The organism is Synechococcus sp. PROS-9-1 (assembly GCF_014279775.1).
Classification (GTDB): domain Bacteria; phylum Cyanobacteriota; class Cyanobacteriia; order PCC-6307; family Cyanobiaceae; genus Synechococcus_C.
This window is the reverse complement of record NZ_CP047961.1, coordinates 640,858-667,367: the sequence shown is the minus strand read 5'-3', so window position 1 is coordinate 667,367 and position 26,510 is coordinate 640,858. Positions and strand designations below refer to the sequence as shown.

27 protein-coding genes are annotated in these 26,510 nt (G+C 54.6%); 9 read left to right on the top strand and 18 right to left on the bottom strand.

What is annotated here, in order from left to right:
• Positions 1-566: 566 nt before the first annotated feature.
• The gene (locus tag SynPROS91_RS03465; RefSeq protein ID WP_186518461.1) at positions 567-1,046 is read left to right on the top strand and encodes a hypothetical protein; all 480 of its coding nucleotides are present in this window, start codon (positions 567-569) and stop codon (positions 1,044-1,046) included.
• 11 nt (positions 1,047-1,057) lie between these two features.
• On the opposite strand, the gene trmD is transcribed toward SynPROS91_RS03465, so the two are convergent.
• From trmD to era, 3 genes are read right to left on the bottom strand one after another with little or no spacing between them, the layout of a single operon-like run.
• On the bottom strand, positions 1,058-1,786 hold the full coding sequence (gene trmD / locus SynPROS91_RS03460) for a tRNA (guanosine(37)-N1)-methyltransferase TrmD (RefSeq protein WP_186518459.1): 729 nt from the start codon (positions 1,784-1,786) through the stop codon (positions 1,058-1,060).
• Positions 1,787-1,792: 6 nt separating this feature from the next.
• Complete coding sequence (locus tag SynPROS91_RS03455) at positions 1,793-2,269, bottom strand: phycobiliprotein lyase (protein ID WP_186519381.1); 477 nt, start codon at positions 2,267-2,269, stop codon at positions 1,793-1,795.
• Between the two features lie 24 nt (positions 2,270-2,293).
• Positions 2,294-3,247 carry a GTPase Era gene (era, locus tag SynPROS91_RS03450; protein WP_186518458.1) on the bottom strand — a complete coding sequence of 318 codons (954 nt, stop codon included), beginning with the start codon at positions 3,245-3,247 and terminating at the stop codon, positions 2,294-2,296.
• Between the two features lie 247 nt (positions 3,248-3,494).
• Between era and SynPROS91_RS03445 the strand changes: the two genes are divergently transcribed.
• Positions 3,495-4,064 (top strand): hypothetical protein, encoded by a 570-nt coding sequence (locus SynPROS91_RS03445; RefSeq protein WP_186518456.1) that lies wholly within the window; start codon positions 3,495-3,497, stop codon positions 4,062-4,064.
• Positions 4,065-4,285: 221 nt separating this feature from the next.
• Here the strand turns inward: SynPROS91_RS03445 and SynPROS91_RS03440 are convergent, their stop codons facing one another.
• The 5 genes from SynPROS91_RS03440 to SynPROS91_RS03420 form a co-directional block, all read right to left on the bottom strand.
• Positions 4,286-5,017: a Bax inhibitor-1 family protein gene (locus tag SynPROS91_RS03440; RefSeq protein WP_186518454.1), complete on the bottom strand. Its 732-nt coding sequence runs from the start codon at positions 5,015-5,017 to the stop codon at positions 4,286-4,288.
• Positions 5,018-5,147: 130 nt separating this feature from the next.
• Positions 5,148-6,167: a PhoH family protein gene (locus SynPROS91_RS03435; protein ID WP_186518452.1), complete on the bottom strand. Its 1,020-nt coding sequence runs from the start codon at positions 6,165-6,167 to the stop codon at positions 5,148-5,150.
• 8 nt (positions 6,168-6,175) lie between these two features.
• Complete coding sequence (gene rpsP, locus SynPROS91_RS03430; RefSeq protein WP_186518450.1) at positions 6,176-6,571, bottom strand: 30S ribosomal protein S16; 396 nt, start codon at positions 6,569-6,571, stop codon at positions 6,176-6,178.
• A gap of 75 nt (positions 6,572-6,646) precedes the next feature.
• Positions 6,647-8,128: a signal recognition particle protein gene (gene ffh / locus SynPROS91_RS03425; RefSeq protein ID WP_186518448.1), complete on the bottom strand. Its 1,482-nt coding sequence runs from the start codon at positions 8,126-8,128 to the stop codon at positions 6,647-6,649.
• 97 nt (positions 8,129-8,225) lie between these two features.
• On the bottom strand, positions 8,226-10,382 hold the full coding sequence (locus SynPROS91_RS03420) for an ARC6/PARC6 family protein (RefSeq protein WP_255439899.1): 2,157 nt from the start codon (positions 10,380-10,382) through the stop codon (positions 8,226-8,228).
• Positions 10,383-10,467: 85 nt separating this feature from the next.
• Between SynPROS91_RS03420 and pdhA the strand changes: the two genes are divergently transcribed.
• Positions 10,468-11,574 (top strand): pyruvate dehydrogenase (acetyl-transferring) E1 component subunit alpha, encoded by a 1,107-nt coding sequence (gene pdhA / locus SynPROS91_RS03415; protein ID WP_186518446.1) that lies wholly within the window; start codon positions 10,468-10,470, stop codon positions 11,572-11,574.
• Between the two features lie 11 nt (positions 11,575-11,585).
• Here the strand turns inward: pdhA and SynPROS91_RS03410 are convergent, their stop codons facing one another.
• The 3 genes from SynPROS91_RS03410 to SynPROS91_RS03400 are packed head-to-tail and all read right to left on the bottom strand — an operon-like array spanning position 11,586 to position 14,548.
• Positions 11,586-12,500, bottom strand: a complete 915-nt coding sequence (locus SynPROS91_RS03410) for a histone deacetylase (protein ID WP_186518444.1) — start codon at positions 12,498-12,500, stop codon at positions 11,586-11,588.
• Positions 12,501-12,557: 57 nt separating this feature from the next.
• Entirely contained in the window at positions 12,558-13,394 is an 837-nt protein-coding gene (locus SynPROS91_RS03405) for a hypothetical protein (protein WP_186518442.1), read from the bottom strand.
• A 38-nt stretch (positions 13,395-13,432) separates the two neighbouring features.
• Complete coding sequence (locus SynPROS91_RS03400; protein ID WP_186518440.1) at positions 13,433-14,548, bottom strand: inverse autotransporter beta domain-containing protein; 1,116 nt, start codon at positions 14,546-14,548, stop codon at positions 13,433-13,435.
• Positions 14,549-15,511: 963 nt separating this feature from the next.
• Between SynPROS91_RS03400 and SynPROS91_RS03395 the strand changes: the two genes are divergently transcribed.
• Positions 15,512-16,327, top strand: a complete 816-nt coding sequence (locus SynPROS91_RS03395; RefSeq protein WP_186518437.1) for a hypothetical protein — start codon at positions 15,512-15,514, stop codon at positions 16,325-16,327.
• Between the two features lie 264 nt (positions 16,328-16,591).
• On the opposite strand, the gene SynPROS91_RS03390 is transcribed toward SynPROS91_RS03395, so the two are convergent.
• The 4 genes from SynPROS91_RS03390 to SynPROS91_RS03375 all read right to left on the bottom strand — a co-directional run bounded on the left by SynPROS91_RS03390 (position 16,592) and on the right by SynPROS91_RS03375 (position 20,077).
• On the bottom strand, positions 16,592-16,957 hold the full coding sequence (locus SynPROS91_RS03390) for a hypothetical protein (RefSeq protein ID WP_186518435.1): 366 nt from the start codon (positions 16,955-16,957) through the stop codon (positions 16,592-16,594).
• Entirely contained in the window at positions 16,957-17,163 is a 207-nt protein-coding gene (locus tag SynPROS91_RS03385) for a hypothetical protein (protein ID WP_186519843.1), read from the bottom strand. The genes SynPROS91_RS03390 and SynPROS91_RS03385 overlap by 1 nt, the downstream gene beginning before the upstream one ends.
• Positions 17,164-17,429: 266 nt before the next feature.
• The gene (locus SynPROS91_RS03380; protein ID WP_186518433.1) at positions 17,430-18,371 is read right to left on the bottom strand and encodes an RpoD/SigA family RNA polymerase sigma factor; all 942 of its coding nucleotides are present in this window, start codon (positions 18,369-18,371) and stop codon (positions 17,430-17,432) included.
• Between the two features lie 152 nt (positions 18,372-18,523).
• Entirely contained in the window at positions 18,524-20,077 is a 1,554-nt protein-coding gene (locus tag SynPROS91_RS03375; RefSeq protein ID WP_255439898.1) for an NAD(P)H-hydrate dehydratase, read from the bottom strand.
• Between the two features lie 50 nt (positions 20,078-20,127).
• On the opposite strand from SynPROS91_RS03375, the gene mnmA reads away from it, so the two are divergent.
• Positions 20,128-21,303 (top strand): tRNA 2-thiouridine(34) synthase MnmA, encoded by a 1,176-nt coding sequence (gene mnmA / locus SynPROS91_RS03370; RefSeq protein ID WP_370586782.1) that lies wholly within the window; start codon positions 20,128-20,130, stop codon positions 21,301-21,303.
• Here mnmA and SynPROS91_RS03365 read toward each other — a convergent pair.
• Positions 21,227-22,744, bottom strand: coding sequence for an apolipoprotein N-acyltransferase (locus tag SynPROS91_RS03365; RefSeq protein ID WP_186518431.1), 1,518 nt, complete (start codon positions 22,742-22,744; stop codon positions 21,227-21,229). The genes mnmA and SynPROS91_RS03365 overlap by 77 nt on opposite strands.
• 52 nt (positions 22,745-22,796) lie before the next feature.
• Here SynPROS91_RS03365 and SynPROS91_RS03360 point away from each other — a divergent pair, with 52 nt between their 5' ends.
• The 4 genes from SynPROS91_RS03360 to sodX are packed head-to-tail and all read left to right on the top strand — an operon-like array spanning position 22,797 to position 24,706.
• Positions 22,797-23,126, top strand: coding sequence for a phasin family protein (locus SynPROS91_RS03360; protein WP_186518429.1), 330 nt, complete (start codon positions 22,797-22,799; stop codon positions 23,124-23,126).
• 34 nt (positions 23,127-23,160) lie between these two features.
• Positions 23,161-23,775, top strand: coding sequence for an FKBP-type peptidyl-prolyl cis-trans isomerase (locus SynPROS91_RS03355; RefSeq protein WP_186519373.1), 615 nt, complete (start codon positions 23,161-23,163; stop codon positions 23,773-23,775).
• Between the two features lie 59 nt (positions 23,776-23,834).
• The gene (sodN, locus tag SynPROS91_RS03350; protein WP_186518427.1) at positions 23,835-24,308 is read left to right on the top strand and encodes a superoxide dismutase, Ni; all 474 of its coding nucleotides are present in this window, start codon (positions 23,835-23,837) and stop codon (positions 24,306-24,308) included.
• 47 nt (positions 24,309-24,355) lie between these two features.
• Entirely contained in the window at positions 24,356-24,706 is a 351-nt protein-coding gene (gene sodX, locus SynPROS91_RS03345) for a nickel-type superoxide dismutase maturation protease (RefSeq protein ID WP_222929400.1), read from the top strand.
• Here the strand turns inward: sodX and SynPROS91_RS03340 are convergent.
• Together SynPROS91_RS03340 and SynPROS91_RS03335 are read right to left on the bottom strand one after the other, a co-directional pair.
• Positions 24,689-25,357 (bottom strand): hydantoin utilization protein A, encoded by a 669-nt coding sequence (locus tag SynPROS91_RS03340; protein WP_186518425.1) that lies wholly within the window; start codon positions 25,355-25,357, stop codon positions 24,689-24,691. The genes sodX and SynPROS91_RS03340 overlap by 18 nt on opposite strands.
• Before the next feature lie 224 nt (positions 25,358-25,581).
• Positions 25,582-26,127, bottom strand: coding sequence for a DUF4347 domain-containing protein (locus tag SynPROS91_RS03335; protein ID WP_186518423.1), 546 nt, complete (start codon positions 26,125-26,127; stop codon positions 25,582-25,584).
• Between the last annotated feature and the right edge of the window lie 383 nt (positions 26,128-26,510).

The window sequence follows — 26,510 nt, the reverse complement described above, 5'->3', positions numbered from 1 at the left end:
TCACCTGGGGCCGGGGCTCTAGGTGTGGGGTCGTGTTCTCCGTAGGGCACCTAAGACGGTGCAGATGGAGCATCGATTGGCATGGCGCGCAAGGCATTGCCTACCAAAGGAACAACCCACGTCTTGTTGAGACTGTTGGAGCAGGGACCTGAAGTCAGCTTGCTTCTGCTGATGACTCAGGTGGAGTGTCGTCTGTCAAAGCGCCTCCGATCTCGATGTCCATAGTTTGTGCCAACAGCGCACACTTGCCATCGGTGTAAAGGCGCATTGCCATCACAGCAAAAACCACCGAAATTAGGAATGGCGTGCCTCAGCGCTAAGGCGTCGGTTGATCTCCATCCCAAAGCGATGATCGGTAGGAGCAGGTCTTGATCGGTGTGCCCAGGGTCATTGGGCTCAGCCCATGGAGGAATGAATTCTCCACACCGCCATCGACGAATCATTCACATTAGCTTTCGATACTGGCGACACGTTTTCAACCAGTGAGTTCACTATCCCCAAGTGAATCGCGGTTACATTTGGCATCAGTCAGATGCCAAATGTAAAAAGCTAAATCAACTATAAACATGAAAAAAAACTGGAGTGAGATTGAGCGCCACTGGCAAAAGCTACAAGGCATGATCGCCTTTGATCTCACCGCTCCATGCATCGTGATCGACCAAAGGGGTGAGTTAATGGAAACAACATTATCCAACCTCACAAACCACCTAAGAGTATCCACGGCATTAGCAACACCACAAATGAAGCGCTACATGAGTCTTGCTAAAAAAGTTGGTCCAGAAAAAGCCATGCAGGCAATGCTTGAAGCCATAGATCAGGAGGCAGAGGAGTTCCTCGCCCTATACAACGAAGCAAAAAATGATATTGCACGTGATTGCTATGCAACCGTCGACGATCTGGTTGATGCCATCAACACAGCAAGAAAGGGATTCAACACCAATCCCAAAAAAATACTTGTGATTCAAATGAACAACAAGGATGCCGACATTCTTCTCGTGGCTCCACCAACACAGGAATGGTCAGATGATCTTGACCGGGAAGACTGATGTCACCAGGATCAGTCCGCTTGAGGTGGATTGTTTGTTGGATGATGCATCTGCTGCCAACGATTCCATAGATCTGGCCGGCGTTCCAAGGTGCGCTGCTCACGCTGCTGCTGCCGCCAAAGAGCCACAGCACCATGGTCCCCACTGCGCAGCACATCGGGCACGGCCATGCCGCGGAAATCCGCCGGGCGCGTGTAGTGCGAATGCTCCAGCAAAAGATCGCTATGACTTTCTTCCACTAAGGATTCCGGTGTGCCCACCGTGCCTGGCAGCAAGCGCACCACCCCATTGATGATTGTCATTGCCGGAAGTTCACCGCCAGTGAGCACGAAGTCCCCCATGGACACTTCCTCATCGGCCAGTGAACGGATGCGTTCATCAAAACCCTCATAGTGACCGCACAGAAATACCAACTGGTCGTACTCCTTGGACCAGCGCTGGAAATCAACCTGCCGCAGGGGTTGTCCCTGGGGCGACATCAACAGCACACGCCGTCGTGAGCAAACCGGTAGCGACTCAAAAGCCGCAAACACCGGTTCCGGCTTCAGCACCATGCCGGCCCCACCTCCATAAGGCACATCGTCCACCTTGCGATGACGGTCGATGGCGTGATCGCGAGGATTGTGGAGGTGCAGTGCCGCAATCCCAGCTCCAAAGGCACGACCAATCACCCCAAGTTCAAGCAATGGCGCAAAGGCCTGCGGCGCCAGGCTGATCACATCGAGGCGATAGGCAGCCATCAGATCTCAGCTCTGCGGACGACTAACGCGCCTGATTTCCGAGCAGAAACTGCCCTGCCTGGGCTGTCCATCCTCACCAACCGCCGTGGTACTGCGCAAGCGCAGGTTGGGTTTGGTGAACCAAATACGCTCCAGCACCTGGTCACCATTTCCGGCTTGCAAAGAAAGCTCGAGGCTGGAATCAGCAAGCAACTGCCAACGCCCGGTCTGCTCAGTGCCGCCTGCGTGAATCGCAAGAGATCCATCGGCTTGAAACGCCAGGGTGCTCTTGTCCCCCTCCGCGGGAGTGACGTCCAAACAGGGCACCCCAGCGGCAACGGAAGCCGACACCTCCACCTCGCCCCGTTCACTGCTATGCCACTCCTGCTCCGATGCATTGATCAGGAAGCGGCTACGCAAGCTCATCCAACGGCCCACGCAAAGGGCAAGAAAACCGTCGAGATCAGACGGAGGGAACGCAGTTTGATCGCTCATGTCTTGCATCTTCGCAGGCGCGGTATCCACTCTTCAATCGCCCACATAGCCCAACTCCGCGAGTCGGGCCGGCTTGCTGCGCCAATCGGGAACCACCTTCACGAACAGCTCGAGATACACCGGACCATCGATCAAGGTCTGCATCTGCAGACGTGCGCCCTGGCCGATCGTTTTGAGCATGGCCCCCCCTTTGCCAATCAAGATTCCCTTCTGGCTTTTGCGCTCCACCAGCACCGTTGCCAACACCGCCGTGCGCCCATTGCTCTTGCCCTTCGCGGGCATCTCCTCAATGCGATCGATGCTCACCGCAACGCTGTGGGGTACCTCTTCGCGCGTATTGAGCAACACCTGTTCGCGGATCAGTTCTCCCATCAGCAAGCGTTCGGGTTGATCGCTCACCATGTCCGATGGATAGAGCTGCGGTCCCTCGGGCATCAACGCACTAATCGCTTTCACTAATTCGGGGCAGCCATCACCGCTCAGGGCACTACAGCGATGCACTGGCCAATCGGTCTCACCCAGAAGCTCTCGGTAGGCCGCAGCGGCTGCATCCTTCTTCTCCATAGGCACCAGATCCCACTTATTGAGCAGCACCTGCACTGGCAAAGGTTGCTGACGCAGCAATTGCACGATGAAGGCATCACCCCGTCCTGGGGCTTCGCATCCCTCAAGCAACAGCAGCACCTGATCCACCTCCCCAATCGCTGATCGGGCACTACGAACCAGCCGCTCCCCTAATAGGTGATGGGGCTTATGGATGCCGGGCGTATCCACCAGAATCAGCTGGGCCTCGTCGGTGGTGAGGATTGCGCGCAGCCGATTGCGAGTGGTTTGGGCCACGGGCGACGTGATAGCAATCTTGTCGCCGATGAGCTGATTCACCAACGTGGACTTGCCCACGTTGGGGCGACCAATCAGCGCCACAAAACCAGAGCGAAATCCCTCAGGCGTATTGCTTGTGAACGAACGAAACGAAGACTCAACCATCCTTTAAGTGTGCGCTGTCGCCGACTCAGTCCTGGGCTTTGGTTTCCGCCCTGTGGAGTTGCTCGCTGATGTCATTGGAAAGATCAGCCATGAGAAGTCCAGTTCAATCTTCAAAGAATCGGCTTTGCCATCCAGGACATGACCGTCGATAAAGGGAGGCCAATAACGATGACATCGTGGATGCCCAAAGGAAGCCCAATCAAGCCTTGTCTTCCTAATCTGCTGGCATTCCTACACCCCCCGCGCCATGGCAGATCAGGACACCACTGTTCCGTCAGAAACCGAACCGCCAAGTTCTGATTCCGTGCAAGCGCCCAGTTTCCAACAGGCGATGGAGATCGCCGCTGTCTGGCTCCAGCAATGGGATCAAGAAGAAATCAGTGACGAAGTGATTGCTGATCGCGTCGGGGAGCTTGTGGCAAGTCGCGATGGAGCGCGAGGCTTTTTTGTGATCAGCCTGGCTGGCGACAGTGCCCTGATGGATCGATTGCCTGAAGCCCTTGTGGGCAAACTGCGTTCCTGCGGTGAAGGAGTTGTGGACCTCACCGCTCGCAATCTGGCAATGAGCGCAGCGATGGTGGTGCACCACCGCCAGCAATCGGATGACATGCAAGCTGCAGGTTCAGAGCGGGTGAACCTGCGCTGCACCGAGTTGCTGCGCCAACTCGAACCCCATAGCGTTAAAGCACGTTTAGAAACCTTATTGGCAGCAGCAAGCAACAATCAAGGCAGCGATGTGGCCTTTCTGGATCGCTGGGGATACGACGCAAACCAGAAAACAGCGATTGCACGAGCGATTGAAGCTGTAGCGGACTAGTTCTCATTTTCAACTCAGAACACAAGAGACATTTGCATCCCCAAAACCAAAGCATCTGGCACCGAGCCTGTAGCTGAAGGATTGAACACTTCTTCAATGTTGGACTGAAATGAATCGGAGCCGTTGATTGCTCAAAGGTCGACACAAACTGTCCATAAAAAATCCCGGCATCAGCCGGGATCAAAAACAAGTTGAAACTAAGCGTTTCCAGCTAAAGCACATCAATCGCGACGACCACCACCCTGAAGGGCAATGATCAAGCGCAAGATGAAGATGAACAGATTGATATAGGTGAGATACATTCCCAACGCACCTGCGAGGTATTGATCATCGCGATAGGTGCGAGGCATCGTGTAGAAGTCCACGAATGCCATTCCCACAAACAACACGGTTCCAAATCCTGCAATCGCAAGATTGGTGGCTGCAAAGATCCCAGGGATGAAGAAACCGGCAACGAAGATGCCGACCATGGCGATCAACAGACCAATCAAGCCAAAACCCACCACTGCCGTGAGCGCTTGACCCACGCTGTCGCTCATGCGCCGACCAACGACGGAAGCAATCGCAAAAGTGAGGCCCGTCGCCAGGGCAGCGATGCCAATCGAAGCCACACCGGCAACCGCTACGGCTTGCACCACCAGACCGGTGAGCGTGAAGCCCGTAAGCAAACTAAAGGCAGCCATCAACGGCAAGGCGGTGCCGTTATTGCCTTTTTTGGCAGCATTCTGTGCAACGAAGAACAGAATGAACCAAGGAATAATCGCAACCATCGACAGCCCATTGAAGGCTGGACCCATGGCGACCATGGTGGACATGCCACCAAGGACACCTGCGGCGGTGAGCACCATGCCACCGCCTACATAAGGCAGGGCTTTATTGACAACATTGGGGCCAACAAGAGCACTGGATTGTGCCTCGCGGATGGCCTCTTGAAAATTACTGCTGGCTGGCATGCCTTTCACTGAAGACTCTCTATATCTTGCCAGCGGTGAAAGGGAATGGCCTGCTGCAGGAGTGTGGATCCCCCTATCGATTGCGAGCAGGAGGCAAAACTGCCGTGATGAGGCCTACTCAGGGCCATTCCTACTCATAGCCCTTAACCAGGCTGATACCAGCGCCTTTGTGTGGAGGAGGTGGTTCATCAAAGCTGGCATAGGCCTCCACAACGCGTTGCACCAGGGGGTGGCGCACCACATCAGCCGCGGTGAGATGACAAACAGCTACTCCGGCCACCCCGTCCATCACCTCTGCCGCTTCCACCAAACCACTCAACTGCCCAGGTGGTAGATCCTGCTGCGTGACATCACCGGTCACCACCATGCGTGAGCGCTCCCCTAAACGCGTGAGCACCATGCGCATCTGGGCTGGAGTGGTGTTTTGAGCCTCATCGAGAATCACAAACGCGCCGGCCAGGGTGCGACCGCGCATATAAGCCAAGGGAGCCACTTCAATCACACCTCTCTCGAGCAGAGATGTGGTTTTCTCAGGTCCAAGCAGGGCATGAAGGGAGTCGTACAGGGGCCTTAGATAGGGATCAATTTTTTGCTGCAAATCGCCTGGAAGGAAGCCAAGACGTTCACCAGCCTCAACAGCTGGCCGCGTCAGGATCAGGCGCTCAACCTTTCGCTCCGTGAGCATGCGCACCGCCAATACGGCCGCGAGAAATGTTTTTCCGGTACCGGCGGGCCCGAGCGCAAACGTGAGGTCATGACGCTCCATCGCATCCACGTACTTCTTCTGACGCAAAGTGCGCGGACGCAGAAGGTTGCCCTTTTGGCTGCGGGCGAGCACCTGATCGCCCATGGCGACATGATCCTCGGCTTGGCCGGTGTTTAAAGCGCCGAGCGCTGATTGCAGATCAACCTGAGACACCGCTTGGCCGTCCTTCCAAATCGGCCGGACCAACTCAACCACCGCTGCGGCACGTTCGATCTGGACAAGACTGCCAGACATTTCAAGCTGAAGACCCCGCATCACAAGGGATGCACCAGTGAGGGCCTCCAATTGATGCAGGGTCTGTTCAGCCGATCCTGCTAAGGCAAGAGCGGCTTCGGAATGGGGGAGATCAAGGACGAAGCGACCTGTTGCGGCAGCTTCGGGCATGGATTTGATCAGCTTTCGGTGGATTCAGTGGCTGAATCGTCAGATTCACTGGCCGCTGCTGCTTCTGCAGCCTTAGCTTCTTTCGCATCTTTTGCAGCCTGCTTCACCGCAGCTTCACGGGCAGCAGCCTGCTTCAGCTTGCCGATGGTCTCAGCAGGACGCACAGACTTTTCGAGCAGTCCGCCCTTCTCGAGCAGGAAACGAACGGCATCGGTGGGCTGGGCACCCTGGCTGAGGCGCACACGCAGAGCTTCCGCGTCGAGACGGGTCTCCTTGGTGCGTGGGTTGTAGAAACCCAGCTCCTGAAGGGGGCGGCCATCTCGGCGTGACGTGCTGTTGCAGGCCACGAGGCGGAAACTCGCTTCCCGCTTCTTACCGAACCGCTTCAGGCGGAGCTTGATCATCGTGGCGCTTGCTTAAAGGTTGGATTCAGCGCAGCAAAAAGTTGCGCTAAGCATCCAACTTACCGTGCCACCGACTCAAAGCTGACCAAAACCCTTCTTCTTTTTGTAGGGACGTTGTCTGCGGGGAGCTGCTCCAGGCTGCCCAGCAGGCATGCCACCCCCCATTCCAGGCATTCCAGGCATCCCTCCACCCATTCCGGGAAAACCACCTCCACCCATCCCAGGCATTCCGGGCATCCCTGGCATTCCGGGCATCCCGCCCCCTTTGGTCATCTGCTGCATCACCCCGCGCATCTTTTGAAAATCCGCAAGCACCTTGTCAACATCTGCCGCTTGGTAGCCACACCCGGAAGCAATCCGCCTGCGCCTCGAAGGTTGAGCCGCCAACAACTCGGGCTGCGTGCGCTCCACCGCTGTCATCGAACCGATCATCGCTTCGATTTTTTTTAATTGCTGCTCTCCCTGCTTGAGCATGCCGTCGTCGATTTTGTTCATCCCCGGGATCATTTTCATCAGCCCCCCCAGGGAGCCCATGCGTTTGATCAAGCGCATTTGCTGCAAGAAGTCGGAAAAATCAAACGACGCCTCCTGCAGCTTTTTCTGCATTTTTTCAACGTCAGCGAGTTCAACCTCTTTCTGCGCCTTCTCCACCAGCGTGAGCACATCCCCCATCCCGAGGATGCGACTCGCCATCCGCTCGGGATGGAAAGGCTGGAGAGCCTCAACTTTTTCGCCCGTACCGATGAATTTGATCGGCTGACCGCTCACCTTGCGAATCGACAGCGCCGCTCCACCGCGGGAATCGCCATCGAGCTTGGTGAGCACAGCTCCGGTGATCCCTACTTGATCGTGGAAGGCACGGGTGAGCTCGGCCGCCTCCTGGCCAATCATCGAATCCACCACCAACAGCACCTCATCGGGCTGCACGGCGCTGCGAATCCGCACCATCTCCTCCATCATCTCGGAGTCGATTTGCAGACGGCCCGCGGTATCGACCAACAGGGTGTCGTAGCCCTCCTCTTTGGCCTTCGCTAAACCGGCTGCTGCGATGTCCTCAGGCTTGGCCTCGATCCCAAGACTGAACACATCCACACCGATCTGACCGCCGAGGGTCTTCAACTGCTCAATCGCAGCAGGGCGGTACACATCGGCCCCAACCATCAAGGCCTTGCGTCCCTGATCCTTGAGATGGAGCCCCAACTTGGCCGTCGCCGTGGTTTTGCCTGCTCCTTGCAAGCCAGCCATCAACACCACCGTGGGCGCTTGATCGGCCTGCGCGAGCGGGGCATTACCGCCACCCATCACGTCGACCAGTTGCTCATGCACAACCTGAATGAACTTCTGGTCGGGTGTTACACCACGAACAACCTCAGCACCGACAGCTTTCTCGCGAATTTCGGAGACAAAATCCTTGACCACCGGCAGACTCACGTCCGCATCGAGAAGCGCTCGCCGGACCTCCTTGAGCGCCCCCTCCACATTCGTTTCGGAGATTGTGTCCTGGCCTCTCAGCCCTTTGACGGCATCTTCAAAACGGGCTGAAAGCTCGTCAAACATGGAGGAGGTCCGCGCAGCAATTCAGCCAACTCTAAAAGTCCTGCCCTTTTGTTGAACCTGGTGGGTTCATCCAGCGACAGGACCTGAGCCGAGTTGCTTAGCCAGGGATGAAGGCCTGCAAGCGCCAACCATCAGGATCTCGGCCAAGGATGTAGGTCACCGGCAAGTTGCCAGCGGGTGTTTCATCCACCACCTCACCCTGATCATTCAGGGTCTGATCGCGGTAGGTGAGTTGGGCCCTCACTTCAATACGAGACGGGGTTGAGCTCACCGTCTGAATCGAGGTGATCGAAGCTTGAACCTTTTGGACGAGACCATCTCGCAACAAGTCGGCTTGCTGATCACGCACGCGACCGACAAGAACAGGACGGGCCACCTGGGCCAAGGATTCGGTGTCACCGTTTTGGAACAACGCCGTTGCCTTCAGGTCAAGCCATGTCTGGAGCAGGGCTTGGAGCTGCACCTCACTGGGCTGATCAACAGCTAGGGGCGTAATGCGCTCGTTGAGCTTGGGGCGCTCCTGCTTGAGGGTGGCCTGCGGCTGAGACGACAGGGCATCCTCGGCGGGCAGGGCATCCTCGGTGGGATTCGTTGTTGAAGTGGTTGCTATGTCCTGCTTCGCCTCACGCCTCAGCCCCACAAGGCTGAATCCCACCAGCACCAGCACCACAACCACCCCTGAGCCGATCAAGACAGAACGCCTGGGCTGCGGCCATGAGGGCCGATTCACCAACAGCCGATTCACCGACAGCCGATTCACTGACAGCCGAGAGAATGAAAGTTGGGGCAGGGAAAGCCGCGTAAGGGATGGGCGGCGGAACTTCAGATTCGTCCAGCCCAATGGAATGATCCGTCGCAGCCCACGTTCTCTGGCCCCCTCCTCCCCAGCATCTGAGCTGTCCTCAGGGAAGGGTTCCCCGTCGCCGAAAGACAGGGGCATGCTGCCCTCTGGATCAAGGCCTATTGGAGGGAGATTGCCGAAGCTCCAATCCTTATCGGAAACAGATGCTGCAGACGGATCCGGCGGTACAACGCTTCGCCCCTCCTGGCGCTCAAGGCGCTCCACATACGCCTGCACATCGCGATCAGCGAACCAAGCCTCCAGGTCAACAACCTGGGCATCCACATCGCGATAACCGGGGAGAACATCCCGTGCCAACCAGCTGCGGCAGTAATCAAATAGGGCTGCGAGATCGTCACTGGGGTGGTTTGCCAGCCATTCCTGCAGATCCGCATCCGGACTGGCATGGACGTGTTCCAACGCCCGGTCCACGTCACCAAGCAAGAGATCCATGCATCCCAGAAATGGATTGAGATCTAAACCAACGAGAACCAGGGATTGAAGTTTGCCGCGTGCATCCTGAATACGCTCAGGCTTGCGTTGGGAAAATCCAGCAGCTGCCAAGGCCATCACGGAGAGGAAGCTGGCATCAGACGAGCCAAACCGCTCCCAACGCCCATAAAGATCGACTTGTTCTTGAACGGTGAGAAACCGCCGAATCTGCTGGAAAAACAACTCAAAACTGCCCTGGTCCATGCCCGCCGCCGGCAATTCAGCAGCAGCACCCCCCTCCAGGCCGCCGCGATTCTGAACAAAGGTTTCCAACATCACCAGTCCTTCTTGCCGAGCAGATTGCTCGGCAAGATCACGGCTAAGTAGATCCAGAATTCGGTAGGGAGTGAGCTGCTCTAAGTCCGTTTGCAGCTGCTGCCGATGATCGGGAAGCTTGCCCATGCGCTGAAGCAACTGCAGTCCCTCCGTCAGCAGCCCGGCAGCGGATTCATAGCGACGCTGGTCATGATCTTGGCGGGCCGCATCCCTGCAAGACAGCGCCGCCAACAGGGCAAGGTCCGACTCACGACCGCTACCCAGGGCGGGCGCCTGAGGAGGTTGCAGAACCTGGCGGGCAAGCTGAAAGCTCTCGTGCGGAGCGTGGGCCTCCCACAGCAACATCAGACCAGCAACCTCCCGACTGGACGGCATTTCCAGACCCGCAGTCTCTTCCGGATGATCACGACCCAAATCGAGCAGGGTGCTCTCGTAGTCCTGCCGTCGCGCCGCATCGCTTAAGAGGTCGGCAGAAAGCCTCAACAATTCAGCCCTCTGCATCAGGACCTCATGGGTGAAACCCTGATCGGGGCAGCGATCGAGACGCAACTGCAGCGTCCGCAACACCGACTCGGTTTCAGCTGAAGGGCTGACACCCAAGAGGCGGAAATGATCGATGGGCAATTCCACCAGCGTTGCGCTCATTAGCAGGCAGATTTTAGGCAGTGAAAGGGGTTTTGCCCATTCGCTCAACACGGCCCCTTAAAGTTCGTTTCAAAGAGGTGGTGCCATGAGTCAGGACATCGCAGTAGGCGCAGCGGCAGGCACCGATCACAAGCTTGCGAATGGGGCCTCCCCGGTGGGAGCTCACGCCGAGCGCTTGTCGTCTTTGGTGACGACCAAAAGAGCCAGCGTGGACCGCGAGACCGGTCTGAGGCTCTACAGGGACATGACCCTGGGGCGGCGTTTTGAAGACAAGTGCGCGGAGATGTACTACCGCGGCAAGATGTTTGGGTTCGTTCACCTTTACAACGGCCAAGAGGCGGTGAGTACGGGCGTGATCGGCGCCATGAAGCGTCAGCACGACTGGTTTTGCAGCACCTACCGCGATCACGTGCATGCCTTGAGCGCAGGCGTCCCAGCCCGTGAAGTGATGAGTGAGCTCTTCGGCAAGGAAACCGGCTGCAGCAAGGGTCGTGGCGGCTCAATGCACCTGTTCTCGAAGCCCCATCACATGCTGGGCGGGTTCGCGTTTATTGGCGAGGGAATCCCTGTTGCCCTAGGCGCTGCCTTCACGAGTCGCTACAAGCGTGATGCCATGGGTGATTCCAGTAGCGACTCTGTCACTGCAGCCTTTTTCGGAGATGGAACTTGCAACAACGGGCAATTCTTTGAATGCCTGAACATGGCCCAACTTTGGAAATTACCGATTCTGTTCGTGGTGGAGAACAACAAATGGGCGATCGGCATGGCCCATGACCGCGCCACCAGCGATCCGGAAATCTGGCGCAAAGCGGCTGCCTTTGGCATGGCTGGCGAAGAAGTCGATGGCATGGATGTGCTCGCCGTTCGGGCAGCTGCTGAGCGGGCCATCGAGCGGGCGCGGGCTGGAGAAGGTCCAACGGTTCTTGAATGCCTCACCTATCGCTTCAGGGGCCACTCACTCGCCGACCCTGATGAGCTTCGCGCCGAGGAAGAAAAGCAATTCTGGGCCAAGCGCGATCCCCTCAAAGCCTTTGAGCGCGATCTGGTTTCCGATGGTTTGGTCAGTGCTGATGAGCTCCGCGCGATCGAGAAAGAGATCGATGTTGAGGTTCAGGACTGCGTGGAGTTTGCCCTCAATGCACCCGAACCCGATGGCTCAGAACTAACGCGGTACATCTGGGCAGAAGACTGAGGCTTGCGGCTCTAAAGGCCATGCAATCTCGCCTGGTCTGCCGCAGCACGAAACACCAGGGCATGACGCCTCACCAGAGGATCAAGAGCGTCGTAACCACCGCCAATCACGCTGGCGACTGGGATCTGACGACGCAGACAGGCATCAAACACGAAATGATCGCGTTGCAAAAGTCCCATATCGGACAAGCAAAGCCGGCCCAGGCGATCGTCTTGATGCGGATCAACTCCAGCGTTGTAGAGCACCAGTTCGGGCTTGAAGCGATCAAGGAGGGAAGGAAGCGCCTCACCAACCGCAGCCACGTAGGCCTGATCCTCAACGCCATCTTCAAATGGCAAATCGCAATCGCTGCTCTGCTTCCGAGACGGAAAGTTGGAGGCAGCATGAGCAGAAAAGGTGAACACCCGCGGGTCGTCAGCAAAGATCAGCGCAGTGGCATCGCCTTGATGCACATCAAGATCCACAATCATCAGGCGCTCAAGGCAACCCTCATCCAGAAGAACCCTGGCTGACACTGCAATGTCATTGAAGATGCAGAAGCCGCTTCCATAATCTGGAAAGGCATGGTGCGTGCCACCAGCGAGATGGCAAGCCACACCGTGCGCAAGAGCCAACCTGGCGGTGAGAAGTGTCCCCCCCACGGATAACCAGGTGCGTTGCACCAAGGGTGTGGTGGCCGGAAGACCAATCCTGCGTTGCGCTTGCCGATCGAGCGTGCCCCGAGCAAACGCCTCGTGATAGCGCCGCTGATGCACTGTTTCCAGCAAACGGCGAGGAACGGGAAGAGGAGTATGAACCTGAGCGGATTCGGCTAGACCCGACGTCTTTAGGGCCTCAAACAACATCCTGAACTTCGCCATCGGGAAGCGATGACTCGACGGCAGAGGCGCGCTGTAGGCCTGGTGATAAACAAGCGGTACTGCCACTAGTTTTCTAGCTCTTGCAATAGATTTTAATTACGTTCGAATAAGTGTTTGCAGTACTTATTTTATTACAGTAAAAGAGGGTCTGAATGGCGCAGAACCGAAACCTAGACCTGCAGAAGGTGAACCTTCTTGCCAGACTGACATTCCATTACTTGAATCTAAAGTTACGTTTAATCCTCTATCATTCTCATCGATAGTTACACCTCCTTCGCTGGGTGTAAAAACACCGATAAGTTTTTCGACAGCAGATTTGCTACTCGCCGCATTAGCACCATTGTCGTCAACAGAATATCCTGTGCCAATCAACAACGCAGTAACACTGCCTCCGTCAGGATGATTTTCAGCCGGCATGTAGGCTCCCCAGGACTCTGATGAAGACACATCGTCAACACTCTCTATGAATTCTTCGTAGGAGGATGAATTTGTGGACGAGAATCCTATCGTTCCGTCTTCGTTGACATACTCGATTGAGTAATGCGTTATTCCTTCAATAATATGTGTGCCTTTGATAGTGATATTTTTACTTAGTACGATATAGGCATGTGAGTAAGTGTTACTGGGTGGTTTAGAACCCTGGCCAAGATCAACGGTCTGCGAGCCTGCAATATTTGCAATCTTACCATTATCACTAGCAAATGAAGCCACACAAGAAGCCCCGGATTTATTGAATACTCTGTTTCCTGAACTTAGGATTAAGGGATCAGAAGTACACAGTCCCATCTCGTAAATAATCAATTCATATTTTTCTGCTCCTTTAAGGCATCCATCATCAGGTGGTGCACTTCCCTCTACACATGAAGTTTGCGCTCTTGACGGCGCACCACTCATCATGCCTAGAGAGAGAAGAAGGATTGATGCGGGTGCGGCAAATTTTTTGGTGGAGAAGAAAGACATGATCTTATTAGAAAAAATGATTTTAACAATTAGAATATTTAGCCAGAAGCTCTGTTGATAAACCCTGATCCAGAACTATATCTTTCAAGTAGAACTTCGTATGTTCTTCTAACTGGCTGCGTCATTTGTGTTGACAGATTTCTTCGGTAGTCTTGTTTTTTGAAAACAACCGGTCTATGAGACCAAGTAAAGCCTATCCCGATGCGTAAATTGTCATCATCAAGGTAAGCATTCTCAGTTGTCGGATATGCCGCTACGTTTGTCGATGCCCACGTTTTCATAGCTAAATGAGGCGTTGCTTGCCATGAAACTGAGCCTTCTACTCCATCGACATCATTCGTTTTCTGATAATCCCATCTATAGGCTTTTAATGCCAGAGAAATATTTGGATTTGACGGTATCCTGTAAGCCACTTCAACGTCCCAGCCTGGGACAACTCTTTCTTGATATTGTGAATCGTCAACAGTAACTGAATGCACCCCAGTGCCTGCTATGTACCAGTTATTAGTAATAGAAAGATCCTTCCATCCAAATTCTGCACCAATTCCCCATCGCGAGTACGAAGGCCCATAGCCAACGATCCTGTAGTCCCAAAAACCGTTAAGGCCCACAAGTTTGTCGCTATCGACTATTTTTCTGTAACCTATTCCTAGATTTGTAGTTGTATCGCTACCAGTATAAGCTGCGACTCTAGCCTGTGAGAAAAGGATATTATTTAGATAACCGCTTTCGTCTGATTCTGACCTTAAATTCAAGAACGAATCCAGGCTCAGCGAAGAAGATGATTCGCTTGAAAAGTCTAAGTTGACATTAGTTTGCGCAAAAAACGGTATATCCTGAATGGTGTCGTTAATGAACTGATTGGTATTCTCCGCAACGAGGCCGATGAACTTACTTGAAAGAAATGATCCAATATCTTTATTCCCATCGACCAAAGCAATGGCTTCTCTAAACAATCTTAAATGTATTGATTCAATTGTGCTTAGTGATCTGTTTGATTGGTGGCAGGTTGTGGGTTCTAGAAAGGTTTCGAAGGAGTATTGGGTGCATAGTGATTTACTTGGATCGTGAAAGTCTCGCGTCGATGAAATATTTATTGGCTCGATCTTGTCGATTCTTTTATTTTTTCCCCATCCATTCGCAAGCGCGGGCATGCACAATACATTACCCATCATAAATACCAGAAGTAAGTATCTTTTTTTCATTTGATAAAATAATATTATTCAATTTAGCTTGCTTTCGAGCAGAAGGCTTGGATGAAGACCAGATTCTCATTTGGCCCAACAAGTCAAGCCCCTTGAAAACAGACGTTTCAGAGAGGTCGATCCCAATTCATCGACAACTGCAGTCTTTGGTTGTCGAGCTGTGAGACAGAAAGGGGCTTTTATGGCCAGGTCAGTATCAGGACTTAAATAAACGCTGGGGCATCAATCTGTCAAAATACTGCAGAAAAATAGTTGGCACCTCACCCAAGGATTTATCTCAGCAAATCTATTCTTAATCATTAAAGCTAAGCAATAAAATCAGAAAGAACTTATTTCGTTTCTTAAGCTACCTTCCGGTCTTCGAAAAAGTTCAGGCTTCAAGGATGAATGTGAGTGCCGGATAGTTGTGACTTGGTTCTTGGACCGAAAAAGTATAAAAATTTATGAGGTGAATTACATATGTACCTCTCTCATTAATTACCCCGATACCCCCATAGCCCCCTACCTCTCCAGCCAATAGCTGAGGGTGTCGTGCTCTATAGCCTCTGAGGTCTTTAAAGACTTTGTCTATCAGGTCTATGGCTTACTGCTTCTAGAGCTATCCAAGAGCACTTCAGGCATCTCTTCTTGGCTAGCGGTCGCACTTTGAAGTTGATCTTGCGTTGTTAACCGCGTTGTGATTCAGGATCACAACACACCTTCAAACCCATTGCTATCACTGGATCTAAATGCCCTCACCCCATCGGGAAGCGATGGCTAGACGGAAGAGGCGCGCTGTAGGCCTGGTGATAAACGAGAGGTACGGCCACTAGCTTTCAAAGCTCTTCAATATTTTTGATTGAAATCAAACAACCGCATCAACCAGCTGCGTAGTGACTAATAGTGGATGGAGATAGCTTGATTGGTTGTCTGATGCGCACTCTTCTGTTCGTAGCACTGGGCCTATCCTCGCTCGCCTCAACGATGACTGCGGATGCTTCGATGCAAGCACAAGTTCAAAGCTACGCAGAGATGGTTTGCGGGACCAATCTGAAAACAGGAAATCCCGAAGAACCTTCGGCAAAGAAGCGCTGTATCTCTGGATTAATTAAGTTAGGGAATAATGCTTTTAAGCTCGCTGCACCAAGCATCCAAAAATGCAAGCAAGAAGCAAATTTCTTCTCATGCATCAAAGGACACAGCACAGACACAACAAGGATTAAACAAGCAGCTAGGGAACATGGACGTGAAATCAAAACGATGTCTACCACTCCTCACCATCTCGACAGCCCGAGGCTAGAGAAATTAGGGGAAGCAATCAAACAAGTCCTTGGACAAAGGTCTATTCTTTGGTCAAATAATTCTAAAACCTGGGGATGTAAAGGTAGAAATTTATATGGCTATTACCGAATCAAAAACGAATTAGTCGTGATGTGCCAGGGGTTTCACAATGGTGACCTTGTTGAATTAATTGACACCCTGAAGCATGAGGGATGGCATGCAGTTCAACACCGTTGTCGCAATGGAGTACCTTATCTAAATGATCAGCAAATCGCAGCACGCCTTCCACAACGTGATGCAATCAACGTACACAACTATCGCCCAAAGCAACGACGGTTGGAAAGCGAGGCAAGAGTGATGGCAAAGATCAATGATGTGCAGTGGATTCAATTGGTCAAAGATGAATGCAAAGGAAAAGAGAAAAGACCATACAAGCCGGATTTAGGCTTTCCCTACTCAACATTTTAAATACCAAAAGTAGTTGGCAAAACCAATAAAACTGGTGTCCAGGCAACACGCGTACGTCATTGATGAATACCTATAAAAACTATGAGGTGCGCGAATCAAGGATCTGCTCTTGGAAGAGCCGGATGGTCACGATTTGGTCTAGCCCTTCATGGGCACAACTCGGACAGACAGCCGTTTTTACACGTTTGAACCGCGGAGGGATGGGAACTGGTGTTGCGCAAATCCGGCAAGGGAGATGGTCTCTCATTGCAGGGGGGGTTTCCATTAACTGAACTTTGAAATCCACATTCCTTCGATCAGGTCATCATCGAGATCACAGTGCTGACGCACAAACTCCTCAGCCTCACTCCTAGTCGGCTCTATCTCCAGCCGCCTATTCGCCAACATCAACAGATTGGAAGCCAAATGGCTAACGAGAGAGTCTCTTGATTCGGCATACCCATCAGCATTGTTGGCTTCCATTCCGGTCTCGTATTCCTGTTTAATCTGGAACCGCAGGTCCCTGTCAAAGACAAGCTCTGAAGCTTCACGCCAAGCCGTGGTGCTCTTGCTAGCGGCACGTCTCTTTCGGAACTGAGCGATCAGATAGGCAAAAAACGCCGAGATAACAAGGCAAGCAAGCGCACTCATCAGATCCCACTGACACCACCGATTCGATCAGCTTCAGACTTGAAGGACTGCTCCAGATGCTCGACAGAGCGTTCAAGTACATCCTTTCGGCGCTGCAGGTTCACCTCTTGCTGATGGGTTACATCATCCATTTGTTGCTGTCCACCATTCATCATTTCCGTATAGGTGAGCGCTCTGGGCTTTTTGGGCTGATTAGGTTCGGTCAAGGGTTCGTCTCAAGGATGAAGGCAGAAATGTCTCACCTAGTCGTTACCAAAGCCTTCCGGTCTGTTGGTTTTGGTTGTCTGAAGCCGTTCTTTGGCGCTCATAACGGGAGCAATGAAAGGTTCTAGAGATCAATCAACAATTGATTGATTCCATTCACCCCATCGAAAAGCGATGGCTAGAGAGAAAAGAAGCTCTTAAAACCTTCTGGCAAACAAGAAAGAGTGCCACGACTGGCTTGAACGCAGCCAGCCGCAGACGCAATCAATCAAAAGGTAGGAGCAATACGACGGGTGAGATTACGCAGCTTGCGCAGCGACTTCAATTCCACCTGGCGTACGCGTTCACGCGACACATCGAGCAAACGACCAATTTGAGCCAAGGTGTGGCGTTCGTTGCCGTTTAAACCAAAACGCAGGGTGAGCACATGTTGCTCCTGCTCACTGAGATGACTCAACCAGCGGCCAAGTTGTTCATGGTGGATACGCTGTTCAACCTTGTCGAGCGGCTCTTCCGCAGAAGAGTCGGCAATCAAATCGCCAAGGAAACTGCGGCCATCCTCTCCATTCACAGGTGCATCAAGACTGCTGGTGGTGAGCGCTTGGCGCAGCAAGGAGTCAAGCTCCTCTACGGGCATATCCAGCGCTTCTGAAATCTCAAGGCGGCTCGGCATCGCTCCGAGCTTGTGAGCTAAATCCAAACTCACCTTGCGGATGGTGGTAAGACGCTCGCTCAAATGCACCGGGAGACGAATGGTGCGTGACTGACAAGCAATCGCTCGCGTCATGCTCTGGCGAATCCACCAAAAGGCATAGGTCGAAAACTTATATCCGCGGGTTGGGTCAAATTTCTCTACCGCCCGTTCCAAGCCAAGCGATCCTTCTTGGATGAGATCAAGAAGCTCAAGGCCCTTGCCTTGGTATTTCTTGGCAACACTCACCACCAAACGAAGGTTGGCCTTCATCATCCGCTGCTTAGCGCGCTGACCAACGCGAATCATGCGTCGATCTTTGGAGCTGAACTCTTCGCTGTCAGGAGAGACAGAGCCGTCTTGCGTCAGCTCCATAAACTTCTGAACCTGATTTCCCAGCTCAATTTCTTCAGCAGCAGTCAGAAGAGGTATTCGGCCAATCGTCGACAGGTACCAACTAATCGGATCACTGCTTCTGCGTCTCTGGGTCTCGGAGGTCCGAGCTGTTGAGGAAACCATGTCAACTCGTCTCTTTGGCGTGGAGAGACTTTCCTATGAAAAAACGATAAACCCAAAAGTTTTCAGCAACCCTTCAGATTCGTGAAAGGAAAACGACACATTTGCTCGTTTTGAATTGTGTGTATTTTCAAACTTCTTCAATTTTTTAATCATTAATTCGCGCAAATCCGTCGGGTGAGCTCAGCAAGGGTTTTCGCAATCTCACTGGCACTACTGGCATTTTCACTGGTTCGTGACGCCTCGGCATGAAGCAAAGCGGCGGCGGCAAGGGCTGTTCCCCGCGGCTCCTCTCCGCAAGCCCAGCAGCGCGCCCCCCAGCCAACGGCAAATCCAGCCAACAGATCTCCCAGGCCCGTACGAGCCACCTGCACCGAGGTGTCAACGAGTTGATGCACCACACCATTCGGATCGGCAATCACAGAGTGAGCCCCCTTGTGCAACACAACGGTTCCGCTTTCTGCCGCTGCCCATTGCGCGCTATCCAGCGGTTCCCGCCCACTCGAATCAGGAAAAAGCCTTGCAAATTCACTGCGATGCGGGGTGATCCAGGTTGGGAACTCCCGCCGGCAAAGCCAGCGCCAGCCTTGCTTCGAGTCGGCCAAGGCGTTGAGCCCATCCGCATCCAGCACGAGCAACCCTTCGAACGCCACCAAGGGCTCTGCCCAGTCATCCCACTGCCCGTCTAGCGCTCCAATACCGGGCCCCAGCAACAGCGCATCCAAGCGGGAGAGATCGGCATCAGCCAGCCATGGCCCCCAAGCCAATCCTCCCGATGCAGTGGCTGGCAATCCAGCCGACAGCACCAACTCAGGAATCCATTGCCAGATGGCATCAGCCACGGCATCAGGCAACGCGGCTTTCAGGCTTCCCACCCCACTCGCCATGGCCCCATGGGCCGCCAGCAGTGCTGCGCCGCGATAGCTCTCACTTCCTGCCATCAACAGCACACGGCCACGCTGATATTTCATCGCCGTTGGCGCGTCTTGGGGAAGCGGCAGGGTTTCCAGATCCTTTGCCATCACCCGCAATACAGCAGGTGCCCCAAGTTGATTGATCAACTTGGGGGGAACACCAGGATCCAAGCGATGCAGCCGGCCCACGTTGGCCAGAGCTGCGTCCTGAACCAACCCCCGTTTCACCAGGCCCACGCACAACGTGTCGGAGGCCACCGCCCCACCTCCGGCCTCCATCCGGCCGTGATTGGAATGCATCCCCGCAGGCACATCCAAGCTGATCAGCCGGCCCGACTGAACACGCTCGCGTTCGCAAAGCAACAGCGCCAATCCTTCGGGGAGAGGACGATGTTGTCCCAACCCAAACAACGCCTCCACCCAGAGAGCTGAATCCCTCGGATCCGGCTCCGTCTCCAAAACAGTTGCGCCAAGCCACTCGAGATGACGCCAATGCGCTTGGGTGAGTGCTTGCCGGAGCGGCAGCGGGGCCCACAGCCTTACCTCCACTCCGGCATGCAGCAGCAGCCTCGCCACCACCAAGCCATCACCACCGTTGTGGCCAGGTCCCACCAGCACCAACACGCCCTGCTCCAAACGCTTCCGCCGCTGAAGACACCACTCAGCCATCGCCTGGCCAACGGCCTCCATCAAGGCGGCAACGGGCAAACCACTCCCCAGCCATTCCTGCTCCAAGGCCAGCATTTGTTCTGCACTGACAAGCCAGTGCTCCGCATCAAGGGAAGGCCAGATCAAGCCAAAAACACCCGGGCCCTCACTATGGAGTCATACAGCGATGCCCGCCCATGTCGGCCGAGGCCAAGATGAGCACCCTCACAGCAACCCCAGCCGGTGCCGAGGCCCTGGAGCGATTGCGCCAATGGCCAGGTGAACATCGTGTGGCCGTCGGCCTTTCCGGCGGGGTAGACAGCTCACTCACCGCAGCCTTGATGGTGGAAGCCGGCTGGGAGGTGGAGGGCCTCACGCTCTGGCTGATGAGCGGCAAAGGAGCCTGCTGCGCCGAAGGCCTGGTGGATGCTGCCGGAATCTGTGAACAGCTCGGGGTGCCCCACCACGTGGTGGATTCAAGGGAGACCTTCGTTCGCGAAATCGTTCAAGGCTTGGTGGATGGCTACAAGGCTGGCATCACACCCCTGCCCTGTTCGAAGTGCAACCGGTCGGTGAAATTCGGGCCGATGCTCGCCTGGGCCGAACGGGAACGCAATCTTCCCAGGATCGCCACAGGCCATTACGCCCGCATCCGTCTGGACACGGAAGACGACCGCTGGAAACTGTTGCGAGGTCTGGACAGCCGCAAAGACCAGAGTTATTTCCTCTATGACCTTCCCCAGGAGGTCTTGGCGCGCGTGGTCTTCCCACTCGGTGAACTCACCAAGGCCGACACCCGTCTTGAGGCCGGGCGCCACGGATTGCGCACTGCAGACAAGCCAGAAAGCCAAGACCTTTGCCTAGCCGATCACCACGGCTCGATGCGCGCATTCCTCGATGCCTACCTTCCGCCACGGGACGGTGAAATCGTGCTGCAAGACGGAACGGTGGTTGGACAGCACGACGGCATTGAACACTTCACCATCGGTCAGCGCAAAGGCTTAGGAATTGCCTGGAGTGAACCGCTACATGTGGTGAAACTCGATGCCGCCATGAACCAAGTGGTGGTCGCCACAAGGGCAGAAGCTGGTCGCACAGGCTGCGATGTTGGCGCTGTGAACTGGGTCTCGATCGCCCCACCCCCCATTGGTTCCGCCATGGAGGTGGAGGTGCAAGTGCGTTACCGCAGCGAACCCGTGCATGCCCATCTCACCTGCATCGAAGCCAATGCTGACGATCGAGCCGGAGAGCGCCCTCATCGCTGCAAGCTCAGTTTCCAAGAGCCGCAGTTTTCGATCACTCCTGGTCAAGGGGCGGTGTTTTACGACGGCGAGGTCGTGCTGGGCGGGGGCCTGATCGACTCGCCGATCTGATCAGCACCAATGACGAGGCTCCGATCATCAACAGCAGGGGCGTCTCGCCCCAGCGCACATACCCCGTCAAACCCTTGCGGGGTTGAAGTGGCACCATCAACACCCCTGGGTCAAACGACGCCAAACGCGCTGCGATCTGCCCATCGGCTCGGATCATGGCGGTTGGACCAGTATTCGCCGTTGATAACAACGGTCTGGCCGTTTCCAAACTGCGCAGCTGGGCCAAAGCCAAATACTGCTGCTGAAGCAGGCGGGGGTAGGGATCAAGGTTGGCCGCAGCAAGAATCCACTCCGCCCCATCAGCCACTGCGCGAGCCAACGCCGCCCCGTTGCTGATCTCGTAGCAGATAGCAACGGCAGCGGGTGGACCACCCCAGCGCCAAAGCCGGGATGGCTCTCCAGCCTCCAGGCCACCGATGGCAGAGAGACCACTGATGCCAGGCCAGGAGGGAACCCACTCTCCCAATGGCACCAATCGATGCTTATCAATCGAGGCCAGCGGAGTGGTGCCGCCAGCGTCCACCAACAACATGGCGCTGCGCTGACGTCCCCGCGACCAGCGAAACCCCCCGCTCATTAATGGAATCGGAGTCGGTGCGCTAAGCGAATCGTTGAGCGGCAACGTGCCTTCCGGTGCCAGCAACCAGTTCGCATTAGCGGCATCAGCCTCTTGAAGCGCAGCTTGTAGCCGTACGGGTAAGTCGCGTTGACGTTGCGCAGAAAATTTTTCGCGGGTGGGAATCGCGGGTTGCCAGAGGGCCACGCTGTATTCCGCCAGCTCGGCTTGCCCCCCAATCGTTTCTGGGTTCTGCAGCAGCCGGGCCCCCACCCCGTGCAACACAACGAGGCTCAGCAGGCCGCCGGCCAGCAGTGCAGGCCAACCCGACTCACGCCGAGACATCGTGAGCAAGCGCCACAGCCACCAGCCGAGCAGCAATTGCAGGGCGGCAAGGCCACCCTCACCGATCCAGCGACTCAACGCAGCTAGAGGTGGATCGGCCGGAAGCAAGCTTCCACCCACACCTATCCAAAACGAAGGGCTTTTGGATAGGGCCACTTCCAGCAAACCCCACACAGCCGCTGCCAGCGCTGCATTGGCGAAGCTCCCCTGCAAGGGCAGGCGATTCAGCAAGTAACTCCAGCAAGCAAGCAGCAGGGCTGCCAGCAGGGCACAGGCCAACCAGATCCCAATCGCAATCGGCAGGCTGAGCCCAGCCGGGACACCGATCCACATCAGGGGATGCAGCGCCAGCAACCAGCGGTGGCTCACCAAGACGGCCACTGCACCCCAGATCGCGGAGGCCAGAGAGCTGCGCGACGCGGCCCAGAGCAGCGCCAGGGCAGGCACCATCCACCAAGGGCCCGACACAGTCAGGGCAACGCCTGCAAGCAGTCCCCCTAGCAGGCCCTGTAGGAGAACCAGGGATCGGTCATTTCCCATGGTCAGTGGCGGGAGATCAAGCCATCCTGAATCGAGACGCGCCCGTACGACTATGGATACTGCTAATCCCCTGCAACAGCTGCTGCTTCGCGGACTCGGCACCACCACGCTTGTTGCCGATCGGCTGCGTTACGTCACCCAGGAATGGGTGAGTAGCGGGCGGCTCGATTCAAATCATGCCTCTGCCCTTGTGGATGATGTGCTCAAGGCTCTGCGCGGTGAGACCCCGGAACTCGAGCAGCAGATGGGCCGCAACCTCGAACGCAACCGCGACAACATCATTCAGGATCTCGGCCTCGCCAGTCAGCGAGAACTCGATGAGCTGCGAGGAAGGATCGATCGCCTTGAACAGCAATTACGCCAAAAAGAGCGCGAGGAGTGAACTGCAAGACTTAGCTCAAATCGAGCAAAATTCCGTGCGCGAGATCTTGATCAGCACCGCTGTGTTTGTGTCCTGCCTGATGGTGGCGTTCATCAGTCAGCTTGTATCGCCATCCACGGTGATCGCTGCAACGCCATCCACGACGGCCAGCAGCAATGCCATGAAGGTCCAAGCGGCTGTCGTTCAGGCCGTGGCCAATCCCATGGAACTCGACCCCGACAACCCCAACCCCACCTTGTTTGCCATGGCTCCCGATACCAACATGGCTGATGCCTCAGCGCTCGGCGGACCGATGGAAGCCGAGAAGCCTCAAGTCACAGCGAGTGGCCTGAAAATCATCGATCTCGTTGTAGGCACAGGCGATGTTGCGAGCTCAGGGCAAACCGTTGCGGTGCACTACCGCGGCACCCTTGAAGATGGCACTCAATTTGATGCCAGCTATGACCGCGGCACACCGTTTGAATTTCCGCTTGGGGCAGGCCGGGTGATCAAAGGATGGGACGAAGGCGTCCAAGGCATGAAAGTGGGCGGACAGCGCAAGCTGGTGATTCCACCAGACCTCGGCTATGGAAGCCGTGGTGCGGGACGCGTGATCCCTCCGAACGCCACCCTGATTTTTGAAGTCGAACTACTAGAGATCAAAAAATGATCCATCGGAAGGTGATCCGTAGGTAGGCTTGTCGCACCGAAAATTCTGTTTCAAACCCGATGCTTCGCTCGGCCCTATCAGCGATTGTTCGGTCCTTGCCCGCTTCCACCGTTGAAGCCCACTGCGACGGACCCTGCGGTGTCTATGACCCTGCTTCAGCTCGTGTTCACGCTGAAGCAGTGCTCGCGATGACTAAAAAGCTCAAGGCTTTGGAAGCACCTGCAGCCGGAAATGCTGCAGCTCTTGCCACCTACAACAACACCTTCTCCCGCTTCGTTGCGGTCAAGGAAGACGAAGCCCAAAAGACCAAGAAGGAACTCTTGATCCTTTGGACCGACTACTTCAAGCCCGAGCACCTGGCAACGTTCCCCGATCTCCACGACACCTTCTGGAAAGCGGCGAAACTTTGCAGCGCCTGCAAGGTGCACATCGACCAAGGCAAAGCGGAAGAGCTTCTCGCCGCTGTTGAGAAAATCCACGGCATGTTCTGGCAGTCCAAAGGCCGCTCTGACGCCTGGGTGACCGCCTCCTGAGTCTGGTTCTGAGCTCTTCATCAGGATCTCAACCATCGCTTGCAGCAGTGGGTCTTGTCGACCTACTGCTGTTTTTTTGTGGCCGTCGACGCGTGATGCAAGTGGAGGGGTATTCGATGTGGCCAACGCTGAAACCCCAGGACCGCGTGATCATGCGGCCCCTCAATCAACACTCAGACCTTCCCTCTATCGGTGCAATCATCGTTTGCATCCATCCCCAACAGCCTTCACGGAGGGTGATCAAAAGGCTGAGCGCTGTAGCGGACAATCAACTCACCATCCTCGGTGACTTCCCAGATGCCAGTACGGACAGCCGGCAATGGGGAAGCGTTCCGAGAGGATGCCTGATCGGTGAAGTTGTGGCCCTCGTCGCAACGCCGTTAAAACAAGGCCGTTGATGTTTTCTGGAGCCAAATCGCTCCTGTCACGATCGACAATCCACCGGTGCAGCCCACTAGAAGCGGCAGGAAACGAGCGCTGCTGCGCATCGTGAGAAGGGAGAGTGTGCTCACCACGGCAAGCATGGCGCCCATCGATCCACACAAATAAGCGATTAAATACATCACAGCACCATGCGCTGGCAAGGCAAGAGCTGGAATCACAGCCAACAGATGGCCGGCACCCGCCAAACCGTGAAGCAAGCCAAGACCCGATGCCGCATGAGCATGGCGGCGATGGTTGTTCTGACCACGAAGATGCAGATGAAGATGGCGATGCAATGAAGATCCATCGTGGTGATGGTCATGGGTATGCAACTCCAAACCAAACGCGGTTCGAATAGCAAGAGCACCAATCACCAGCAACGACACCCCCACTAGAAATTCAGCCCATGCCGACATGCTTTCGACATGGATCAGATCTTTAAAAAAAATCGCAACAACGCCAAGCAACACCACCCCAAGCGAGTGGCCACCACCCCAAGCCATTCCTGACTTCACGGCCTGCATCGGACGCCTCAGGGAAAAGGGGGCCATCGCCACCAGATGATCAGCACCCCCAACAACATGGACAGCACCTGCCGCGAAGCCCGTCAGAACACTGATCAGCAAGTCGCGATCCCAAGATTCAGCAATTCTGCCGGACTGGCCGCATCTATGAGCTACCAGCCAAAAGCGCTGAAGCTTTGATCACGAAACCATGACATGGATCAAAATCAATACGTTGAGGCTCAGATCCCAGGCTTGAAAACGACAAAAGCCAGAACAGCTAATTATGCAAAAAATAATTCACTCCCAATAAAGCCGGGAAAGCAAGCCATCAGCAGCATCAAGAATTAGGAATTAATTGTAAATTTAAGGCGCCTAATCTCATCAGACAAGGCAGAGAAAGATGCGCCCATCAAGGATTGTCCGCAACCTAGCTTGTGCTCACTTGAAAACACGCGAGCACCTGTAAGAGATTGAAGTGTTGAGACAAATAAGATATCCTGCCCAACATTACAACTCCACAAATAAATACGATCAACACACCATTCACGAAGATCGGTCACTTTGTTGAACAAACCTGCGCGATCAATCGAATGACCTAATTTGATGATTCCAGGCAGCCCATGCGCAACCAAATGCAGCTCCTTGCGTGGATTGCTTCTTAACGAAGAAGCAATGGCGGCGATTGGCTCCTGATCCCGACCTATCTTCAGTATCGACTCACCTTGCAGTGCTACCTGCATCCCATCAATCCCATCAAGACAGCGATCAAAAACAGTCAGCCGCTCAAGACAAGCATCGTGAATATTCTGAGGCGAAACAAGAGCAGATGCCTTTAATCCAGAACGACCAAAACAAGAGTCTGATGTCTGAGCACAACACGTAGAAGTCATGATCTAGCCTCTTAACTGCATTCATATCTCAACCATAAAAGCATTAAGAGCAAAAGCACAAGGGGTAACTTGTATGGCCGAAAGAATGAATTTTGTATTGGTCTGTATAGACCTAGAATCACACATCATCAATAAACATCTATCATCAGAATACCAATACAACGTCTATACAGTGCTTGAGATCAATCATCGACAGAATCCATTGCAGCAACAGCACTAAATCTTAGAAAACTGCGCGTCCATGCTCAGACTTGCCTTGCAGATACACGCACACCGTGAAAACAAAACAGACAACCGGTGGTTGGTACTCAAGAAAGACGGGAACTTAAAACTAAGATGAGGATCACTGATGGGCCTGGTATTCACGTCTGAGACCAAAGTGC

Excerpts from the sequence above, each read along its gene's own strand:
- SynPROS91_RS03435 (WP_186518452.1), bottom strand. The coding sequence starts at position 6,167 with ATGCCCGAAGCTGCCGCAACAGGTCGCTTCGTCCTTGATCTCCCCCAT.
- SynPROS91_RS03465 (WP_186518461.1), top strand. The coding sequence starts at position 567 with ATGAAAAAAAACTGGAGTGAGATTGAGCGCCACTGGCAAAAGCTACAA.
- SynPROS91_RS03390 (WP_186518435.1), bottom strand. The coding sequence starts at position 16,957 with ATGAGTGCGCTTGCTTGCCTTGTTATCTCGGCGTTTTTTGCCTATCTG.
- SynPROS91_RS03335 (WP_186518423.1), bottom strand. The coding sequence starts at position 26,127 with ATGACTTCTACGTGTTGTGCTCAGACATCAGACTCTTGTTTTGGTCGT.
- rpsP (WP_186518450.1), bottom strand. The coding sequence starts at position 6,571 with ATGATCAAGCTCCGCCTGAAGCGGTTCGGTAAGAAGCGGGAAGCGAGT.
- SynPROS91_RS03380 (WP_186518433.1), bottom strand. The coding sequence starts at position 18,371 with ATGGTTTCCTCAACAGCTCGGACCTCCGAGACCCAGAGACGCAGAAGC.
- mnmA (WP_370586782.1), top strand. The coding sequence starts at position 20,128 with ATGTCGGCCGAGGCCAAGATGAGCACCCTCACAGCAACCCCAGCCGGT.
- sodN (WP_186518427.1), top strand. The coding sequence starts at position 23,835 with ATGCTTCGCTCGGCCCTATCAGCGATTGTTCGGTCCTTGCCCGCTTCC.
- SynPROS91_RS03400 (WP_186518440.1), bottom strand. The coding sequence starts at position 14,548 with ATGCCCGCGCTTGCGAATGGATGGGGAAAAAATAAAAGAATCGACAAG.
- trmD (WP_186518459.1), bottom strand. The coding sequence starts at position 1,786 with ATGGCTGCCTATCGCCTCGATGTGATCAGCCTGGCGCCGCAGGCCTTT.
- SynPROS91_RS03360 (WP_186518429.1), top strand. The coding sequence starts at position 22,797 with ATGGATACTGCTAATCCCCTGCAACAGCTGCTGCTTCGCGGACTCGGC.
- SynPROS91_RS03455 (WP_186519381.1), bottom strand. The coding sequence starts at position 2,269 with ATGCAAGACATGAGCGATCAAACTGCGTTCCCTCCGTCTGATCTCGAC.
- SynPROS91_RS03405 (WP_186518442.1), bottom strand. The coding sequence starts at position 13,394 with ATGTCTTTCTTCTCCACCAAAAAATTTGCCGCACCCGCATCAATCCTT.
- pdhA (WP_186518446.1), top strand. The coding sequence starts at position 10,468 with ATGAGTCAGGACATCGCAGTAGGCGCAGCGGCAGGCACCGATCACAAG.
- SynPROS91_RS03395 (WP_186518437.1), top strand. The coding sequence starts at position 15,512 with ATGCGCACTCTTCTGTTCGTAGCACTGGGCCTATCCTCGCTCGCCTCA.
- era (WP_186518458.1), bottom strand. The coding sequence starts at position 3,247 with ATGGTTGAGTCTTCGTTTCGTTCGTTCACAAGCAATACGCCTGAGGGA.
- SynPROS91_RS03365 (WP_186518431.1), bottom strand. The coding sequence starts at position 22,744 with ATGGGAAATGACCGATCCCTGGTTCTCCTACAGGGCCTGCTAGGGGGA.
- ffh (WP_186518448.1), bottom strand. The coding sequence starts at position 8,128 with ATGTTTGACGAGCTTTCAGCCCGTTTTGAAGATGCCGTCAAAGGGCTG.
- SynPROS91_RS03420 (WP_255439899.1), bottom strand. The coding sequence starts at position 10,382 with ATGAGCGCAACGCTGGTGGAATTGCCCATCGATCATTTCCGCCTCTTG.
- SynPROS91_RS03440 (WP_186518454.1), bottom strand. The coding sequence starts at position 5,017 with ATGCCAGCCAGCAGTAATTTTCAAGAGGCCATCCGCGAGGCACAATCC.
- SynPROS91_RS03445 (WP_186518456.1), top strand. The coding sequence starts at position 3,495 with ATGGCAGATCAGGACACCACTGTTCCGTCAGAAACCGAACCGCCAAGT.